Source organism: Polymorphospora rubra (assembly GCF_018324255.1).
Lineage (GTDB): Bacteria > Actinomycetota > Actinomycetes > Mycobacteriales > Micromonosporaceae > Polymorphospora > Polymorphospora rubra.
Map to the genome: position 1 here is coordinate 7,643,529 of NZ_AP023359.1, position 17,311 is coordinate 7,660,839.

Annotated in this window: 18 protein-coding genes; 7 read left to right on the forward strand and 11 right to left on the reverse strand. The window is 72.9% G+C overall.

From position 1 onward, the window contains the following. Positions 1-11: 11 nt before the first annotated feature. Positions 12-593 (reverse strand): hypothetical protein, encoded by a 582-nt coding sequence (locus Prubr_RS33530; protein WP_212819358.1) that lies wholly within the window; start codon positions 591-593, stop codon positions 12-14. A gap of 222 nt (positions 594-815) precedes the next feature. Here Prubr_RS33530 and Prubr_RS33535 point away from each other — a divergent pair, with 222 nt between their 5' ends. Continuing rightward, positions 816-1,607: a GntR family transcriptional regulator gene (locus tag Prubr_RS33535; RefSeq protein ID WP_212828840.1), complete on the forward strand. Its 792-nt coding sequence runs from the start codon at positions 816-818 to the stop codon at positions 1,605-1,607. 436 nt (positions 1,608-2,043) lie between these two features. Here the strand turns inward: Prubr_RS33535 and mshC are convergent, their stop codons facing one another. The 6 genes from mshC to Prubr_RS33565 form a co-directional block, all read right to left on the reverse strand. Next, on the reverse strand, positions 2,044-3,282 hold the full coding sequence (gene mshC, locus Prubr_RS33540; protein WP_212819360.1) for a cysteine--1-D-myo-inosityl 2-amino-2-deoxy-alpha-D-glucopyranoside ligase: 1,239 nt from the start codon (positions 3,280-3,282) through the stop codon (positions 2,044-2,046). Positions 3,283-3,353: 71 nt separating this feature from the next. Continuing rightward, the gene (locus Prubr_RS33545) at positions 3,354-4,331 is read right to left on the reverse strand and encodes an SCO1664 family protein (RefSeq protein WP_212819362.1); all 978 of its coding nucleotides are present in this window, start codon (positions 4,329-4,331) and stop codon (positions 3,354-3,356) included. A 9-nt stretch (positions 4,332-4,340) separates the two neighbouring features. After that, entirely contained in the window at positions 4,341-4,916 is a 576-nt protein-coding gene (locus Prubr_RS33550) for a DUF3090 domain-containing protein (protein WP_212819364.1), read from the reverse strand. A gap of 112 nt (positions 4,917-5,028) precedes the next feature. Then, on the reverse strand, positions 5,029-5,763 hold the full coding sequence (locus Prubr_RS33555; protein WP_212828841.1) for an MSMEG_4193 family putative phosphomutase: 735 nt from the start codon (positions 5,761-5,763) through the stop codon (positions 5,029-5,031). A gap of 165 nt (positions 5,764-5,928) precedes the next feature. After that, positions 5,929-6,762, reverse strand: a complete 834-nt coding sequence (locus Prubr_RS33560) for an undecaprenyl-diphosphate phosphatase (RefSeq protein ID WP_212819366.1) — start codon at positions 6,760-6,762, stop codon at positions 5,929-5,931. A gap of 70 nt (positions 6,763-6,832) precedes the next feature. Then, positions 6,833-7,885 (reverse strand): LLM class F420-dependent oxidoreductase, encoded by a 1,053-nt coding sequence (locus Prubr_RS33565; protein WP_212819368.1) that lies wholly within the window; start codon positions 7,883-7,885, stop codon positions 6,833-6,835. A gap of 198 nt (positions 7,886-8,083) precedes the next feature. On the opposite strand from Prubr_RS33565, the gene Prubr_RS33570 reads away from it, so the two are divergent. Next, positions 8,084-9,055, forward strand: a complete 972-nt coding sequence (locus Prubr_RS33570) for an aldo/keto reductase (RefSeq protein ID WP_212819370.1) — start codon at positions 8,084-8,086, stop codon at positions 9,053-9,055. 104 nt (positions 9,056-9,159) lie between these two features. After that, positions 9,160-9,351 carry a DUF5703 family protein gene (locus Prubr_RS33575; RefSeq protein ID WP_212819372.1) on the forward strand — a complete coding sequence of 64 codons (192 nt, stop codon included), beginning with the start codon at positions 9,160-9,162 and terminating at the stop codon, positions 9,349-9,351. 28 nt (positions 9,352-9,379) lie between these two features. Here Prubr_RS33575 and Prubr_RS33580 read toward each other — a convergent pair whose 3' ends face one another. After that, complete coding sequence (locus tag Prubr_RS33580) at positions 9,380-10,069, reverse strand: hypothetical protein (RefSeq protein WP_212819374.1); 690 nt, start codon at positions 10,067-10,069, stop codon at positions 9,380-9,382. 46 nt (positions 10,070-10,115) lie between these two features. Beyond that, on the reverse strand, positions 10,116-11,432 hold the full coding sequence (locus Prubr_RS33585; protein WP_212819376.1) for a M20/M25/M40 family metallo-hydrolase: 1,317 nt from the start codon (positions 11,430-11,432) through the stop codon (positions 10,116-10,118). A 199-nt stretch (positions 11,433-11,631) separates the two neighbouring features. Here Prubr_RS33585 and Prubr_RS33590 point away from each other — a divergent pair, with 199 nt between their 5' ends. The 4 genes from Prubr_RS33590 to Prubr_RS33605 all read left to right on the forward strand — a co-directional run bounded on the left by Prubr_RS33590 (position 11,632) and on the right by Prubr_RS33605 (position 16,082). Next, positions 11,632-12,264 (forward strand): hemerythrin domain-containing protein, encoded by a 633-nt coding sequence (locus Prubr_RS33590; RefSeq protein WP_212819378.1) that lies wholly within the window; start codon positions 11,632-11,634, stop codon positions 12,262-12,264. A 347-nt stretch (positions 12,265-12,611) separates the two neighbouring features. Then, the gene (locus Prubr_RS33595; RefSeq protein WP_212819380.1) at positions 12,612-13,580 is read left to right on the forward strand and encodes a LysR family transcriptional regulator; all 969 of its coding nucleotides are present in this window, start codon (positions 12,612-12,614) and stop codon (positions 13,578-13,580) included. Between the two features lie 523 nt (positions 13,581-14,103). Beyond that, positions 14,104-15,591, forward strand: coding sequence for a S1 family peptidase (locus Prubr_RS33600; protein WP_246568004.1), 1,488 nt, complete (start codon positions 14,104-14,106; stop codon positions 15,589-15,591). 251 nt (positions 15,592-15,842) lie between these two features. Further along, positions 15,843-16,082: a hypothetical protein gene (locus tag Prubr_RS33605; protein ID WP_212819382.1), complete on the forward strand. Its 240-nt coding sequence runs from the start codon at positions 15,843-15,845 to the stop codon at positions 16,080-16,082. A gap of 66 nt (positions 16,083-16,148) precedes the next feature. On the opposite strand, the gene Prubr_RS33610 is transcribed toward Prubr_RS33605, so the two are convergent. Next, complete coding sequence (locus Prubr_RS33610) at positions 16,149-16,688, reverse strand: orotate phosphoribosyltransferase (RefSeq protein ID WP_212819384.1); 540 nt, start codon at positions 16,686-16,688, stop codon at positions 16,149-16,151. Between the two features lie 160 nt (positions 16,689-16,848). After that, positions 16,849-17,199 carry a DUF3140 domain-containing protein gene (locus tag Prubr_RS33615; RefSeq protein ID WP_212819386.1) on the reverse strand — a complete coding sequence of 117 codons (351 nt, stop codon included), beginning with the start codon at positions 17,197-17,199 and terminating at the stop codon, positions 16,849-16,851. Positions 17,200-17,311 lie beyond the last annotated feature (112 nt).

Sequence of the window (17,311 nt, forward strand, 5' to 3'; positions counted from 1 at the left end):
GGTACCAGCCCTCAGGAATCCCAACCGGGGCCGGGGACGATCTCGAAGTCGCTGACCGCCCCCCAGGGCAGGATCAGGAACTCGAGGAACTCGACCGGTTGCGCCCGCTCCCAGAAGCCCGCCAGCTCCGGCTCGGGCAGCACCCGGGTCAGACAGCCGACGACGTCCGTGGCACACGCACCACCACCGTGAACGTTCGCGATGGCGAAGTAGACCTGCGCCAACTTCTCCATCGTCGCCGCCAACAGTCCCCGCGTGGATTCCTCCCGACCACCACCTCCGATCACGTCCGCCGCCCGGTACGCCTCCTCGAGGTGCCCCGGGACCGCCGCCAGCCAGACGTCCCGGTGCTCCTGCGGCACCAGGGCGAGCACGGCCGGATCCTTCAGCAGGCGCTTGGCCCAGCCCAGGATCCGATCGCCGTACGCGAGGGTCATCACCCAGTCGTCGCCCGCGGTGGCGGTGGCGCTGGCCGCGACCGCGGCCCGCCACCGCGGGCCGCCGACGATGTCGGCGGGCATGACGCATTCCAGGCAGTAGATGGTCGATCGCAGTGACCCCGCGGCATCGGGAGCCTGCCTGGAATTGTTCATCGCTTCTCCCGATTCGTGGTCTGCCGAGCGGATCCGGCCATTGTCGGTCCCCCGGGCAACCTCCCCCGTGGCCGTTGGCGCCCCCGCCCGAACCCGGGTGGCGGCCGCGGGCCGGGCGGGTCCCCGGTGATTCGGCGTGTCGGGTGCGCCGCCGCACACCCCGTAGGGCATCCTAGGAACCTAGTTGCCCATCCCCGGACCGGACGGACGATGACGATGAGCATGTCGATCAACCCGGGTGCCGCCGAGTTCCCCCACCGGCAGATATCCGCGCACCTGCGGGCCCAGATCAGGCGCGGCGACTGGGCACCCGGCGAACGACTTCCGTCGATCCCGGCCATCGCCGAGTCGTTCGGGGTCGCCAAGCAGACCGTGCAGCGCGCCATCGACCAGCTCCGCGTCGAAGGCATCCTGATCACCAAGCCGGGTTCGGGGACGTACGTGCGCGGCACCCGGCGCCGGCTCAACCGGCTCTCCCGGGGCCGGTACGGCGGCCACCGCGGCTACCACGCCGACCTGGCGGCCCGGTACCGGCAGCACCTCACCGAGGTCGGCCGGGCCCCCGCCCCGCCCGAGGTCGCCGACGCGTTCGGGGTCAGCGACGGCACCGAACTCCTCGTCCGGCGACACATCGTGCGCACCGACGACGTACCGGTCGAGGTCGGCGCGTCGTGGTTCCGACCCGACGACACCGCCGGCACCTCGCTGGAGCGCAAGGAGGCGTTCGGCCGCCCGCTCTACCAGGAGGCCGAAGAGGAGATCGGCCGCCGGTACGCCTCCGCCACCGACCAGATCAGCGCCCGGCAGCCGAGCCGGGAGGAGGCCGAACTCCTCCAGATCCGGCCCGACACGCCGGTCCTGCACCTGCTGCACGTCGCGTACGACGAGAAGCGACGGCCGATCGAGGTGGCCCAGGCGACGTGGCCGGGTCCGATGACCACGCTCACCGAGCAGTACGCCATCCCCGGCCCCACCCCCGACGCGGATCCCGACCCCGGCCTGGTCCTCGGCTGAGGCACCGCCGGCCGGGCCGCCGGGACGCTCCCATGGTGCGTCAACCGGCCGTCACCCCCGCGCCCTTCGTGACGTGGCGGTGCGTGGTGATCGTTAGCTGTTCCGCCGTTACAGGTACGGCGTGTCGAACTGCTGGGCAGCAGACGATCACGGGTGCCGTGGCGGGCTGCGGGCGGGATGCTCCTATGTGCGTTCTTTTCACCGTGGGGGGCGCGAGGGGCCGGTCCGGTGCACAGCTGGCAGGACTGTGCTCAGACACGCCAGCGGCTAACTGACGGTCAAGCTCCTGATCAGGCCAAACGTCTCCCGCCGGGCCGGCGCCGGCCCGGCGGGAACGGGCGGACAAGTCCCGCCTAACGCGCGAAGCCAATCGGAGCAAGGGTCACGCCCACACCACCAGCTCACCACTGGTGAACCGACCCCGCCATGCTCACCGTCAGAGCCGGATGCCGAGCAGCGCGTCCACGGTCGCCGACACCAGAGCCGGGGCGGCCGGGTCCGCACCGGTGCCGGCCAGCGTCGCCGCCGCCCACGCGTCGACGACGGCCAGCGCCCCGGGGGTGTCGAGGTCGTCGGCGAGCCGGCCGCGTACGGCGGCCAGCAGTTCGTCGCCGGACGGCCCGGCCGGCGCGGCGGCGGCCCGGCGCCACCGGTCCAGCCGGTCGAGGGCGGCCTTGAGCGAGTCGTCGGTCCACTGCCGGTCGCTGCGGTAGTGGTCGGCGATCAGGCCCAGCCGCAGCGCCATCGGGTCGACCCGGTCGGCCCGCATTCGTGAGACGAAGACCAGGTTGCCCTTTGACTTCGACATCTTCTCGCCGTCGAGGCCGATCATGCCGGCGTGTACGTAGTGGCCGGCGAACGGTGCCCGGCCGGTGAGCCGCTCGGCGTGCGCGGCCGAGCACTCGTGGTGCGGGAAGAGCAGGTCGTTGCCGCCGCCCTGGACGTCGATGGTGTCGCCGAGCAGGCCGAGCGCGATCACCGCGCACTCGATGTGCCAGCCGGGCCGGCCGGGGCCGAGCGTGTCGCCGGGCCACGCCGGCTCGTCGGGGCGGGCACCCCGCCACAGCAGCGGGTCGAGCGGGTTGCGCTTGCCGGCCCGGTCGGGGTCGCCGCCGCGCTCGGCGAAGAGTTCCAGCATCTCGTCGCGGGAGAGGTTGGACTCGTAGCCGAAGTCGGGGGCGGTGGTGATGTCGAAGTAGATGTCGCCGGTGCCGTCGTCGAGGCGGTAGGCGGCGCCGTCGGCGAGCAGTGCCGCGACCTTCTCGACGATCGTCGGAATGGACTCGACCGCACCGACGTAGTGGGCCGGCGGGATCATCCGCAGCGCCTCCATGTCCTCGCGGAACAGGGCGGTCTCGCGCATCGCCAGGACGACCCAGTCCTCGCCGTCGCGGGTGGCGCGTTCCAGCAGCGGGTCGTCGATGTCGGTGACGTTCTGCACGTAGCGGACCTCGTGGCCGGCGTCGCGCCACATCCGCTGCACCAGGTCAAAGGTGATCATGGTGGCGGCGTGGCCGAGGTGGGTGGCGTCGTACGGGGTGATGCCGCAGACGTACATGGTGGCTGCGCCGGTGGGACGGGTCGGGAAGACCCCCCGGCGTGCCGAGTCGTACAACGCGAGCGGCTGCGCCTGTCCCGGCAGCCGCGGCACCTCGTGGCCGATCCAAGAGTCCATGTCCGCAAGCGTAACCAGCCGGACACGCCGCCGTTTCCCGGGCGGATGATCAAGCAGTCGGGGTCACCGGATCACATCGGCGGCCAGGGCACCGCGGGCCAGTCCTGCGGCGGTGGCGGGAACCGGCCGGTGTCACGCAACCGGCGCACCCGCTCGGCCGTCCGGGTGACCTCGGTGATCGTCAGGTGTTCGGCCAGGTCGTCGGCGAGCGGCCCGGCGAGCGCCGCGGCGAGATGGTCGAGCATCCCGACCGCCTCGGCCGGCAGCCGCCGGCCGCTCCAGCCCCACAGCACCGTACGCAGCTTGTCCTCGACGTGGAACGAGATCCCGTGATCGACGCCGTAGATCCGCCCGTCCGGCCCGACCAGGATGTGCCCGCCCTTGCGGTCGGCGTTGTTGATGACCGCGTCGAGTACGGCGAGCCGGGCCAGGCGCGGGTCGTCGGCGTGCGCCAGCGCGTAGGCGTTGCCCTCGTCGTCGCGGGCCGCGGCGACCCGGAACCAGTCGGCCGGCAGTTCGAAGGCCGGCACGAAGCCGACCGGCGGGCTGCCGTCGGCGGGCTCGTCGATCCACAACTGGCAGGCACCCGGGCCGAGCGGACCGTCGCGCAGCACCGTCGGCGGCACCAGGTCCCAGCCGGTGGCCCTCGACACCAGGTAGGCGGCGACCTCCCGGCCGGCGAGGGTGCCGTCGGGGAAGTCCCACAGCGGCCGCTCGCCCCGGATCGGCTTGTAGACGCACCGGGCGGTGACCCCGTCGAGGGTCACGAAGCCGCGCAGCGTGGTGTTGGAGGCGTCGACCAGCCGGCCCTCCAACTCGAACGCGCCGGCCCGCAGCAACGGCAGCGCGTCGGCCTCGGCGAGCACCGCCGGACCGCTGCCGCCGGCACCGGCATCGGCGTCGGTTCCGGTGTCGCCGCCGGGCCCGGGCGGGGTGGTGGCCCCGGGCGCCGGGTCGGCCGCCGGCCGGGGCTCGCACAGCGCCGCCGGCTCGGTGGCCGCGGCGACCCGGGTCTCAGGTTCGGCGGAACCCGTGGATTCGGCGGACATGCCCGGGACTCACCGGTGGTAGCCGTTGTGCCGCGGGCACAGGTGGCCCTGCGGGTCGAGCGGCTGGCCGCACAGCGGACACGGCGGCCGGCCGGCCGAGAGCACCCGCCGCGCCCGGTCGATGAACTCGCGCGCCGCCTGCGGACTCAGCCGGACGCGGAGCCGGTCGAGGTCGTCGTCGGGCTCGTCGTCGATGTCGTCGTCCTCGTCGTCGTCGGGCAGGTCGAGGCCGACCTCCGACTCACCGGCGGCGATCGCCTCGATCACCACGGTGGCGCTGTCGACGTCGAACGCCAGACCGAGCGTGCCGACCCGGAACTCCTCGTCGACGGGATTCTCGAGCGGCTCGTTGTCCGACGGCGCGGCCGGCGTCTCGGGAAGTTCCACGCCGAAGCGGCGGTGGGCCTCGGTCAGCAACTCCTCGAGCTTCTCGGCGAGCAGGGAAACCTGCACCTTCTCCAGCGCGACGCTGACCAGCCGGCCACCGCCCCGAGCCTGAAGGAAGAACGTGCGGTCCCCCGGCTCGCCCACGGTCCCCGCGACGAACCGCTCCGGCGGCTCGAAGGCATGCACCTGGTGCGTCATGCCTGAAACCCTATCCGGCGCGGCGGGGCGCCGCGCGGCGCACCGGCCCCGAGCCGACCGCGGTCGCCGACGGGCCGCCCACGACCGCACCGTCCGGGGGCGAATGCGCAGGTCACGGCGTACCCTCGGCGGCCGTGACAGCACCGCCGCCGGCGCCGCCGCCGACCGCGGCGTCGGACTCGGCGGCCCGGGAGCGACGCCCGCGGCGCCGCTTCGGCGGCACCGGGACGGCGAGCCGCTGCCCGGTGTCGTTCAGCCGGAGCAGGAACGGCCGGGTCGGGGTGTAGCGGATCGCGGTGATCGACGCCGGGTCGACCACGATCCGCTGGAAAAGGTCGAGGTGTACGCCGAGCGCGTCGGCGACGATGGCCTTGATGACATCGCCGTGGCTGCACGCCAGCCAGACCGCCTCCGGGCCGTGCTCGGCGGTGATCCGGGCGTCGAGCCGGCGTACGGCGGCGACCGAGCGGGCCGCCATCGCCGCCATCGCCTCACCGCCGGGGAAGACGGCCGCGCTCGGGTGCTGTTGCACCACCGGCCACAGTGGGTCCTTGGCGAGCTTCTTCAGCGGCTGCCCCTCCCAGTCGCCGTAGCCGCACTCGACCAGCCCGTCCTCGGTCACCGCGGCCACTCCCGGCAGCGCCAGGTCGAGGGTCTGCCGGCAGCGGATCAGCGGGCTGGTCACCACGGCGGCCAGTGGCAGGTCGCGCAGCCGCTCGCCGGCCGCCGCCGCCTGGGCCCGGCCGGTGTCGTCGAGTTCGACCGGCAGCCGTCCGGCCAGCCCGCCGTCGGCGTTCGCGGTGGTGCGGCCGTGCCGCAGGAGCAGGAGGGTCGCCACGATCCACAGCCTAGCCAGAAGCCCAGGTGGACGAGGTCCGGCACCGGGTGACGGCGGTCGGGCGGGGCACCGGCCCGGGTACGGCGGGTGGCCGTACCCGGTGCACGTCGCCGGCAGGGGGCCGCCGGTCACCGACGAACCGGCCCGGCGGCGCCCCGGCCCGGACCGCGGCCGTCAGGTGGCGGAGATCGTGCCGGTGGTCAGCAGCACCAGCACCAGGCTGCCCAGCGCCACCCGGTAGAGCACGAAGACGTACAGGGTGTGGTGGGCGACGAAACGCAGCAGCCAGGCGATCGCGGCGTAGCCGACCGCGAAGGCGAGCACGGTGGCCACCACCATCTGCGCCGGCGACGGGATCAGCCCCTCGCCGCTGGTGTCGAAGACGTCCGGCAGGCTGAACACCCCGGACATCACCACCGCCGGGATGGCGAGCAGGAACGAGTAGCGGGCCGCCGCCTCCCGGCTCAGGTTGAGGAACAGGCCGGCGGTCAGCGTCGCCCCCGACCGGGACACGCCCGGGATCAGCGCCAGCGCCTGGGCGAAGCCCATGACCACGCCGTCGCGCATCTTGAAGTTCTCCAGGGTCCGGTGCTTGCGACCCCAGTACTCGGCGAAGGCGAGCACGAACGCGAACGCGATGAGCACGATGGCCACGACGTAGAGGTTGCGGGCCACGCCGCGGATCTGGTCCTTGAACAGGAACCCGAGTATGCCGATCGGGATCGAGCCGACGATGACGTACCAGCCCATCCGGTAGTCCAGGCTCGGCCGTACCGACTTGTCCCAGATGCCGACGACCCAGGTACGGCTGATCCGCCAGATGTCCTTGGCGAAATAGAGCAGGACCGCCGCCTCGGTGCCGAGCTGGGTCACCGCGGTGAACGACGCGCCGGCGTCCTCCTCGAAGAAGATCGCCGAGGTGATCCGCAGGTGCCCCGACGAACTCACCGGCAGGAACTCGGTGAGGCCCTGGACGATGCCCAGAACGATCGCCTCAAGCCAGCTCACGCCACACCCTCGCTCCGCTCGGTGGCCGCGGACCCGCGACCAGGCAAACCGATTCCCCCGACCGGCACGCTCATTCGCCCACCCCGGCGAGTTCCAGGGCCTCGGCGGCGGTACGCAGGGCGGCGACCCCGGACTCCGGGTCGGCGACGAACAGGCTCACCGACAGCGTCGTCACCCCGGCCGCGGCGAACTCGCGCATCCGGTCGGCGATCCGCTCCTTCGGCCCGATCAGCGAGGTCCGGTCGATGAACTCGCGCGGAACGGCCGCCGCCGCGTCCCGGTGCCGCTTGTCGAGGTAGAGGTCCTGTACCTCGCGCGCCGCGTCGCCGTACCCCATCCGGACCGCGAGGTCGTTGTAGAAGTTCTGCTTCCGGCTGCCCATCCCGCCGACGTACAGCGCGGCGTACCAGCGGACCAGGTCGGCACACGCGTCGACGTCGTCGCCGACGACCAGCGGCACGCTGGGCACCACGTCGAACCCGGCCAGGTCGCGGCCGGCGGTCGCCCGCCCGGCGCGTACGGCGGCGAGCTGGTCGGCCGCGAACTCGGGCGCGAGGAAGACGGCGAGCCAGCCGTCGGCGATCTCACCGGCGAGTTCGAGGTTCTTCGGTCCGACCGCGGCGAGATAGATCGGGATGTGCTCGCGCGGCGGGTGGAAGCCGAGCCGCAGCGCCTTGCCGGGGCCGTCGGGCAACGGCAGCCGGTAGTGCTCGCCGGCGTACTCGACCTGCTTGCGGGCCACCGCCAGCTTGACGATGTCGACGTACTCCCGGGTGCGGGCCAACGGCTTGGCGAACCGCACCCCGTGCCAGCCCTCGGAGACCTGCGGTCCGGAGACACCCAGGCCGAGGTGGAACCGGCCGCCGGAGACGGCGTCGAGGGTGGTGGCGGTCATCGCGGTGGCGGCCGGGGTCCGGGCCGGGATCTGCATCACGGCCGAGCCGAGCCCGATCCGTTCGGTCTGCCCGGCGAGCCAGGCCAGGATGCTCGGCGAGTCCGAACCGTACGCCTCGGCCGCCCACACCACCGAGTAACCGAGCCGGTCGGCCTCGCGCGCCAGCGCCAGATGGTGCGCGGGGGTGCTCCACGCTGTCTGGTATCCGAGGTTGAGCCCGAGTCGCACGCAATCCTCCCCGTTTCGCGGCGGCACGACGCGACGCCCCGACGGGACGTCCCGGCCGCACGCAAGTCGCATCAGATTACGCAACCGGGACGGGCCGACCGTCCACCGGCCGGCGGTTGGCACCGCGCCGCACCAACCGCCGGGTATGCGACGCAAGCAAGGATGTTGGTGAGGCGATGTTCTGAATAAGGTTCAACCATGCAACAGCGACCGCTCGGCCGAAGCGGGCTGGCGGTTTCGCGGCTCGCGCTCGGCACCATGACCTGGGGTCGGGACACCGACGCCGACGACGCGGCCGCCCAGTTGAAGAGTTATCTGGAGGTTGGCGGCAATCTGGTCGACACCGCCGACGTGTACGGCGACGGCGACGCCGAGTCGGTGATCGGTTCGCTGCTCGACGCCCTGGTGCCCCGCGACGAACTGCTCATCGCCACCAAGGCCGGCCTGCGCCCCGGCACCGGACGGCGGCGGGACGGGTCACGCGGCCATCTGCTGCGCACCCTCGACGCGTCGCTGCGCCGGCTCGGCACCGACCACGTCGACCTGTGGCAGATCCACGGCTACGACCCGGACACCCCGCTCGAGGAGACCCTCGCGGCGATGGACCACGCGGTGGCCAGCGGCCGGGTGCGCTACGTCGGGGTGTCGAACTTCTCCGGCTGGCAGACGGCCCGGGCGGCGACCTGGCAGGCGGCGTTCCCCGGCCGGGCCCCGGTCGTCGCCGCGCAGACGGAGTACTCGCTGCTCGAACGCGGCATCGAGCGCGAGGTGCTGCCGGCGTGCACCGAACTCGGTCTCGGCGTACTGCCGTGGTCGCCGCTCGGCCGCGGCGTGCTGACCGGGAAGTACCGGCACGGCCGGCCGGCGGACTCGCGCGCCGCGTCGGCACACCTGGAACGGTTCGTCGCCACCTACCTGGAGCCGCGCTGCTCCAGCATCGTCGAGGCGGTCGCCACCGCCGCCGGCGGCCTGGGGGTGTCGCCGGCCGAGGTGGCCCTGGCCTGGGTACGCGACCGGCCCGGCGTGGTGGCGCCGATCCTGGGCGCCCGTACGGTCGGACAACTGCTCGGGGCGTTGCAGGTGGAGCAGATGACACTGCCGGTGGAGATCGCGGCGGCGCTCGACGACGTGTCGGCGGTCCCGGTCGGCTATCCCGAGCGCGACGGCTGACCCCGGCCGCCACCGTGCCCGCCGGCGCGGGCCGCCGTTTCCCGTCGCCGAGCACACATTCGCGGGACTGGTCAGCGGCAATTCCGCTCGGCAGGATGGAACACATGGACTACGAATACGCGCCGCTGCGGTTACCGCCGAATGTCGATCGGGTGACCGCCGCGGCGCAGCTGGCGATCCAGGCCGAGTACTCCGGCTGGGAACTGGCCCGGGTGCGACTCTTCCGCGACGGGACGCGGCAGGTGGTGCTGCGTCGCCGGGTGGTGAACAAGTCGCAACCGGGCCTGTCCTACTGACGACCCCGATGTCGGGGCCCACGAACCGTCAGCGGCCCGGCCGGGGCGCCGGGTGCGGGTGGTCGTGGTCGTGTTCGTCGAGTTCGTCGGTCAGCATCGGGTGCTCGTCGAGCCGGCCGACCAGCACGTCGGTGGGCCCCCCCTGGAAGAGCTGCGAGCTGTCGTCGTCGCTGAACGACTCCACGTCCAGCGGCGCGTCGATCTCGCTGACCAGCACGACCCCGTCGAGCGGTTCGAGCTCGGGCACGTCGAGCCCGGCGAGCGACCCGTCGCCGCTCTGCAGCAGCTCCAGCACCGCCTCCCCGACGCTCTCCACCGGTTCCGGCTCGACGTCGTCGGGGGTTCCGGCCCGCCGGGCCGCGTCGGCGACCCGCAGCAGGGCGGCGGTGCTCGGCACCCGGTAGTCACGGCGCTGGCGTACCGACACCACGCGGGGGTGCGGGTCGCCCGGTTCTGCGCCCGCCGCCCCGCCGGTGGCGAACCGCTCGTCGACCTCGTCCGGGTCGATCAGATCGACGTCCCAGGGTGTCACCTCGCCGAACGCGTCGAGCAGCAGCTCGTCGTACGCGTAGGAGGCGTTGTTGAGGGCGACGTACGCCTGCCAGACGTTGTCGTCGTCGATGCGGCCCTGGGCGGCCTTCACGGCGGCGAGATGGCCCCGGGCGGCCTCGACAACCCGTTCCAGGGCGGAGTCGAGCTCCGCGTACTGGTCGGTCATGGTGTTGACTGTCCCTTCGAGTGGGTTTGAGCGGGTGGGGCGGGAATCAGCTTGCCCGCAGGAACCGGTCGAGCACCCGCACGCCGAACTGTAGTCCGTCGACCGGTACGCGCTCGTCGATGCCGTGGAAGAGCGCGGAGAAGTTGAGGTCGGCCGGCAGGCGCAGCGGCGCGAAGCCGAAGCAGCGGATCCCGAGCCGGGTGAACGCCTTGGCGTCGGTGCCGCCGGAGAGCATGTACGGCACCGCGCGGGCACCCGGGTCCTCGGCGCGCAGGGCGGCGGCCATCGCGTCGACGAGCGCACCGTCGAACGTGGTCTCCAGCGCCGGCTGCCGTTGGATGTGCTCGATCTCCAGGTCGGGGCCGATCACCTCGCGCAGCTGGGCGATGAACTCGTCGGCGTCACCGGGCAGCGTGCGGCAGTCGATGGTGGCGGTGGCCCGACCGGGGATCACGTTGTCCTTGTAGCCGGCCTCGAGCCGGGTCGGGTTGGCGGTGTGCCGGATCGTGGCGCCGATGATGTTGGCGATCGGGCCGAGCTTGGCGATCGCGGTCTCCGGGTCGTCCGGGTCCAGTTCGACCCCGAGCGCCGCCGAGACCTCCTCGAGGAACGCCCGTACGGTCGGGGTGACGACCATCGGGAAGCGGTGCCGGCCGACCCGGGCGACCGCCGCGGCCAGCTCGGTCACCGCGTTGTCGTCGTGGATCATCGAGCCGTGGCCGGGCCGGCCGCGGGCATGCAGGCGGAGCCACTCGATGCCCTTCTCGGCGGTCTCGACCAGATAGAGGCGCAGGTCGTCGTTGACGGTGTAGGAGAAGCCGCCGACCTCACCGACCGCCTCGGTGCAGCCCTCGAACAGCTCCGGGTGCTGTTCGACGAGGAAGTGCGCGCCGAGGTCGCTGCCGGCCTCCTCGTCGGCGGTGAAGGCGAGCACGATGTCGCGGGGCGGGCGTACGCCGGTGCGCTGCCAGTCGCGGACCACCGCGAGCGTCATCGCGTCGAAGTCCTTCATGTCGATCGCACCGCGGCCCCACACGTAGCCGTCGTGGACCTCGCCGGAGAACGGGTGCACCGACCACTCGTCGGGGTCGGCCGGCACCACGTCGAGGTGGCCGTGCACGAGCAGGGCGTCGCGTCCGGGGTCGGTGCCGGCGATCCGGGCGACGACGTTGGTGCGGCCGCGTTCCGTCTCCAGGATGGTGGGTTCGATGCCGACCTCGGCCAGCTTGCCGGCGACGTATTCGGCGGCCTGCCGCTCCCCCGCGCTGGTCCGGGTGTCGCCGGTGTTGGTGCTGTCGATGCGCAACAGGTCACGGCACAGCTCGACGACCTCGTCGGTCGGCGCGGGATGGCGGAGGCTCATGCGCTCTTCTTACCAGTCGGCGGCGGTGACCGTCGTCGCCGGGATCACGGGACGGGGCCGGGCGGCGCCCCGCCGGTGCGGGTCCGGGGCCCGGGTTTCGGTGGTCGCGGGCGGGGGTATCGCGGGGCCGTCATCGGCCGGCACCGCCGGCCGACCAACCCGGGAGGGTACGCATGACCGAGCAACAAGAGGTGGGGGAATGACCCTGCCGCCGCTGCCGCACACCGGCGACGACGCGGCGCACGATCCGGGTGGCCGCAGCATCGTCGACGTACTCACCGAGGAACACGAGCGGATCACCGCGCTGTGCCGCGAGCTGGCCGGCGGTACGGTGTCGTCCACGGGCGCGCCACACCGGCGGCGTGACCTGGTCGAGGTGCTGACCGCCACGCTGAGCCGGCATCTGTCGGCGGAGGAGCAGTACCTCTATCCGAGCGTGCGGGCCGCGCTCGGCGACGGCGACCAGCTCGCCGAGCGCGAGGTCGCCGCCGATGTCGAACTGCTGACCGCGCTGCGGGTGCTGGAGGGCGCCGCCGACGACGATCCGCGGTTCGCGGAGCTGACCGGCGCCGTCACGGCCGGGCTCGACCGGCACGTCCGGGCGGCCGACGGCACGCTGTTCCCCAGACTGCGTGAGGTGTCCACGATGGAGGACCTGATCAGGCTGGGCAACCGGGTCGAGATCGCCGAGGAGGCGGCGCCGACCCGGCCGCATCCGGGTGCCCCGCACACGCCGCCGTGGAACAAGGTCGTCGAGCCGGCGCTCGGCGTCGTCGACAAGGTTCGGGACGCGGCCGGTGGGCGGACGACGTACCCGGAGGACCTGACCTAGCCGGCGCCGGCGGCGCGGATGTCACCCGAACGGGTGTCGATCCGACAGATTTTTTTCGCCGCCACCGGACACCCCGCAGGATCCACTGACGCGCGGTGACCGCGCCGGACGGTATCCACAAATGCTCCAGTGTTACAGCCTCCGGCGCGAAATATTCATCACTGTCACACGATGCCGGCTGGACGTTTTCGACCATGCTCGACATCGATCCGTCACCGTGTGTATGCAATACCCCACGCTGCGAGCTTCCGTAGTGTCCGTTCGGTTACTTTTCACTTTTCGTTTGGGGGATCTTTCACTGGCCGAAGGTCTTCCCGCCGATCCCATGAAGGTCCTACCGTCACGATATGAACCTGGAGCTGCGTCACCTGAAGGTGGTCTGCGCGATCGCGGAGACGGGCAGCGTCACGAAGGCCGCCTCCATGCTCGGGCTGGCCCAGCCGGCCCTCACCGCACAACTGCAACGCATCGAACGGACGCTCGGCGGGCCGCTGTTCGAACGCGACCGCCGGGGCGCCCGCCCGACCGCCCTCGGCGAACTGGTGCTCGCCCGGTCCCGGGTACTGCTGCCCGCGATGAAGGGACTCCAGGACGAGGCCGCCCGGCTCGCCGGCACCGGCACCGCCATGAGTTACCGGTTCGGCGGGGTCAACAGCCCCATCCTCGGCGGCATCCTGCACCGGCTCGGCGCCGACCAGCCACACGCCCAGCTCAGCACGTACGCGTCCTGGTACGTCGACGAACTCGCGCAGATGGTCCTCGGCGGACGGTTGGACTACGCGCTGGCCGGCGTCTGCGGCGACGCGACACCGTCCACCGAATACGCCCTGACCTGGCGGACGGTCTCCGTCGACCCGGTCTTCGTGATGCTCCCGGAGGCCCACCCGCTCGCCGCCGCCACCGAGGTTCCCCTCGACGCGCTCGCCGACGAGCACTGGGCCGCCGCCCCCGGCGACGGCTGCTTCAGCGAGTGTTTCGCCACCGCCTGCGCCCGCGCCGGCTTCACCCCCCGCAAGATCTACGAGACCGACATCCGCAGCTGCATCGACCTGGTCGACGCCGGTGAGGCGGTGGCGCTGTGCCAGGCCACCTTCCGGCCCGTCAGCGGCCTGGTGGTCCGCCCGATGGCGGGCGCCCCGCTGCGCTGGCGGCTGCTGCTGGGCTGGCACCCCGACGCCCCCGCGGCCCGGATCGCCGACCAGGTGCTCGGACACGCGATGAGCGCGTACAACGATTCACTGGACCGCAACTCGCTCTACCGCACCTGGTTGGAGCAGAACCCGAACTTCGGCGTACAGCAGATGGCGGCCGCCTGACCCCGGCACGGCGGTAGCTCCACACCGCGGGCCGGCCCCCGGGCGCGACCTGCCCCGCTCCCGCGCGGCCGTCCGCGCCCGGCCGGCCGGACGCCCGTTCTCCACCGCGCGGGCCCGCCCCGCTTCGCGGCACGGCTCCGGCCGTCCTCCGCGGGTGCCCGAGGGCCGGCAGCCCGGACGGCGGTCATCGGCGATATGAGCCAGGTGATATATACCCGCACCGTTTAACCGCCGTTAAGTTGACGTTGCCCGCCTTGATCGACCGACATCGAACGGACGGCCGTAACCCCCACGGCCGCCCACCGGGGACGGCCGTAACCCCCACGGTCGTCCACCCCGGACGGCCGCCACCCCGACGGCCGTCCATCCCCGGACGGCCGCCACCCCGACGGCCGTGCGGAACAGGCCGCGGCAGACCCCGACGGCGGGCCCCGGCCATCCACGCACCCGCTCCCCGAGGCGGGTGCGTTCCCGGCTTCGCCGGAATCCCCCACGCCTCCACTGGTTGGAGAAGGAGACACGGATGAACCGACACCTAGCCGCGGCGGCAGCGGTACTCCTGCTGCCCGTCGGCGTACTCGCGGCCACGGCCACCCCGGCCGCCGCCGCCCCCGCTCCCCACGCCGCCCCCGCACCGGCGGCCGCCGACGCCGCCTCGCCGGAGATGTTCGCCGCGATGCAGCGCGACCTCGGCCTCACCGCCGAGCAGGCCCGCACCCGGCTCGCCAGGGACGCCGCGGCCAGCCGTACCGAGGCCGACCTGCGCAAGACGCTCGGCGGCGCCTTCGGCGGCGCCTGGCTGACCGCGGACGCCTCCTCGTTCGTCGTCGGCGTCACCGACGCGAAGCAGGCCGCCACGGTCCGCGCCGCCGGCGCCGAGGCCCGGATCGTCAGCCGCAGCGCCGCCCAGCTCGACGCGGCCAAGGCGAAGCTGGACGGCAGCGCCGCCAAGACCTCCGCCACCTCGGTCGCCGGCTGGTACGTCGACGTCGCCACCAACACCGTCGTCGTCCTCGCCCGCGGCGGCACCGCGGCCGCCACGGACTTCGTCAGGGCCAGCGGTGTCGACGCGGCCGCCGTCCGGGTCGTCGCCTCGACCGAGGCCCCGAAGACGCTGTACGACGTACGCGGCGGGGACGCCTACTACATGGGCGGCCGCTGCTCGGTCGGCTTCTCGGTCACCGGCGGTTTCGTCACCGCCGGCCACTGCGGCACCGTCGGCACCCCCACCCAGGGCTACAACAACGTCTCCCAGGGCACCTTCCGCGGCTCGTCGTTCCCCGGCAACGACTACGCCTGGGTGCAGACGAACTCCAACTGGACCCCGCAGCCGTGGGTCAACAACTACGCCGGCGGCAACGTGATCGTCGCCGGTAACACCGAGGCCGCGGTCGGCGCGTCGGTCTGCCGGTCCGGTTCCACCACCGGCTGGCGGTGCGGCACCGTCCAGGCCAAGAACTCCACCGTCTACTACGCCGAGGGCACGGTCAGCGGCCTGACCCGGACCACCGCGTGCGCCGAGCCCGGCGACTCCGGCGGCTCGTGGCTCGCCGGCCAGCAGGCGCAGGGCGTCACCTCCGGCGGCTCCGGCAACTGCAGCGTCGGCGGTACGACGTACTTCCAGCCGCTGAACGAGATCCTGTCGGCGTACGGCCTGACCCTGCGTACCTCGGGCGGCGGCGACCCGAACCCGCCGACCGGCTGCAGCGGCCACGAGTTCACGTACACCGGCTCGCTGAGCAGCGGCGGCAACGCCTACCAGCCGGGCGGCACGTACTACTACTCGTCGACCTCCGGCCAGCACCGCGGCTGCCTGGACGGGCCGAACGGCACCGACTTCGACCTGTACCTGCAGAAGTGGAACGGCGCCAGCTGGGTGAACGTGGCCAGCGGCACCTCGACCGGCCCGGACGAGTCGGTCACCTACTCCGGCACCGCCGGCTACTACCGCTACCGGGTGCACGCGTACAGCGGCTCCGGCAGCTACACCCTGGGCCTGACCAACCCGTAAGGTGCCCGGGCCGGCGGTGCCGGCCCGGCGCCCCAAAGATCCGCGTGATCAGGGAGCAAGTCGTGCGTGTCGTCGGCGTGTCGACCGCTACGGTCCCTGATCACGCGGATCTTGCCGTTCTCCGGCGCGGGCCGGGGCGGGCCGGGGCGGGGCGGGCCGGGGCGGGGCGGGCCGGGGCGAGCCGGGGCGGGGCGGGGCGGGGCGGGGCCAGGCGGCGGGTGCGAACCGGCGCTGACGGGGTAGGCCCGGACATGACGCAGACAGAGTCGCCCGACGCCGGCCGTCTGGAAACCGCGCGACGCATGGCCGCCGCGCACACCGCCGCCGCCCGCGACGTGGAGGCGTTCCTGCGCCGGCTGCCGGCCGTGCCGGAGCCGACGCACATCACCGAGTACGCGACGCTCGTCGCCCGTGAAGAGGAACTCCGCGCCGAACGGACCGCCGCCCTGGACGCGCTCGGCCTGGAACTGCCCAGCCTCGGCCCGGCCTGAACATCCGCGGTACGGGCGACGCGGTTTCCGCCGCCGGCGACCGGGCCGCCCGGACACGGTCACGGCTCAGGAACCGGCGCCGCCGGCCGCCCTCTCCAGATCGGCCCGGCGCAGCAGCGCCCGTAGCCCGATCTCCTCGGCCGCCAGCGCCTCGGCCCCACCCTCCTGGCGATCGATCACGCACAGCGCGGCGTCGATCCGGGCGCCGAGTTCGCGCAGCCGCCGCGTCGAGACCGCCACCTGCCCGCCGGAGGTCACCACGTCCTCGACGACCAGTACCCGGCGACCGGCGACGTCCGCGCCCTCGGCCAGCCGGGCCGTGCCGTAGGGCTTCGCCGCCTTGCGGACGAACGCACACGGCAGCCCGGTGTGCCGTCCCAACGCGGTCACCACGGCGATGCCGCCCATCTCCAGGCCGGCCAGCACCTCGGTGTCGGCCGGCACCAGCGCGGCCAGTTCCCCGGCCAACGCATCCAGCAGCACCGGATCGGCCTCGAACTGGTACTTGTCGAAGTAATCGTCGGTCACCCGGCCGGAACGCAACTCGAACCGGCCGGTGAGCCGTGCGGTGGCATGGACCCGGCGCGCAAGATCGTCAAGATTCACGAGCAGTCATTCTGACACCGGCTCGCGTCGATCGAGGAGAAACCGGGCCCGCCATGTGGTGGTTCGTCGCCCAACTTCTCCTTGATCAACGCACGCCGACGCGCACCTGCGCGCGACGAGGCGCGTCCGGGCGTCTGGGCAGGGCGGGTGGGAGACGCGGTCAGGTGGCGCGCAGCGGGTCGTGGCCGAGGTCGAGGAGGGCGTGGCGCCACCGGTCGTCGGTGGCGCCGTTGGCCGGCCGGTCGGCGAGCAGGTCCTGGATCTGGTCCACCGTCGTACGCATCACGTCCAGGTCGCCGTCGGTCAGGTCGACCTTGCGCCGGCCGAGGATGTCGAGGATCGCCCCGCCCGGCTGCGGCATCGTCTGCTCCGGCGGGCCGGGAAAGCCGTCCTCGTTGGAGGCGCGGACCAGCAACCAGTTCCGCAACTGCCCCGAGTCGACGTTGACGTACGCGTGGAAGTCGTCCCAGAGCTCGTTGACCTCCGGGTCGGTGCGGTCCGGTGTGGGCATGACACTCCTGTCGTCGGGCCCGCCCTCCCGCGATCTTGCACTTGTCGCCCGACAAACCAGCACAGACGGGGGAGACAACTGCAAGATCGGCGAAAGAAGGGCGGGCGGTGGG

Coding starts and splice junctions, on each gene's coding strand:
- Prubr_RS33530 (WP_212819358.1), bottom strand. CDS start 593: ATGAACAATTCCAGGCAGGCTCCCGATGCCGCGGGGTCACTGCGATCG.
- Prubr_RS33550 (WP_212819364.1), bottom strand. CDS start 4,916: ATGACGCACCAGGTGCATGCCTTCGAGCCGCCGGAGCGGTTCGTCGCG.
- Prubr_RS33580 (WP_212819374.1), bottom strand. CDS start 10,069: ATGACCGACCAGTACGCGGAGCTCGACTCCGCCCTGGAACGGGTTGTC.
- Prubr_RS33535 (WP_212828840.1), top strand. CDS start 816: ATGTCGATCAACCCGGGTGCCGCCGAGTTCCCCCACCGGCAGATATCC.
- mshC (WP_212819360.1), bottom strand. CDS start 3,282: ATGGACTCTTGGATCGGCCACGAGGTGCCGCGGCTGCCGGGACAGGCG.
- Prubr_RS33600 (WP_246568004.1), top strand. CDS start 14,104: ATGAACCGACACCTAGCCGCGGCGGCAGCGGTACTCCTGCTGCCCGTC.
- Prubr_RS33605 (WP_212819382.1), top strand. CDS start 15,843: ATGACGCAGACAGAGTCGCCCGACGCCGGCCGTCTGGAAACCGCGCGA.
- Prubr_RS33545 (WP_212819362.1), bottom strand. CDS start 4,331: ATGTCCGCCGAATCCACGGGTTCCGCCGAACCTGAGACCCGGGTCGCC.
- Prubr_RS33615 (WP_212819386.1), bottom strand. CDS start 17,199: ATGCCCACACCGGACCGCACCGACCCGGAGGTCAACGAGCTCTGGGAC.
- Prubr_RS33590 (WP_212819378.1), top strand. CDS start 11,632: ATGACCCTGCCGCCGCTGCCGCACACCGGCGACGACGCGGCGCACGAT.
- Prubr_RS33595 (WP_212819380.1), top strand. CDS start 12,612: ATGAACCTGGAGCTGCGTCACCTGAAGGTGGTCTGCGCGATCGCGGAG.
- Prubr_RS33570 (WP_212819370.1), top strand. CDS start 8,084: ATGCAACAGCGACCGCTCGGCCGAAGCGGGCTGGCGGTTTCGCGGCTC.
- Prubr_RS33575 (WP_212819372.1), top strand. CDS start 9,160: ATGGACTACGAATACGCGCCGCTGCGGTTACCGCCGAATGTCGATCGG.
- Prubr_RS33585 (WP_212819376.1), bottom strand. CDS start 11,432: ATGAGCCTCCGCCATCCCGCGCCGACCGACGAGGTCGTCGAGCTGTGC.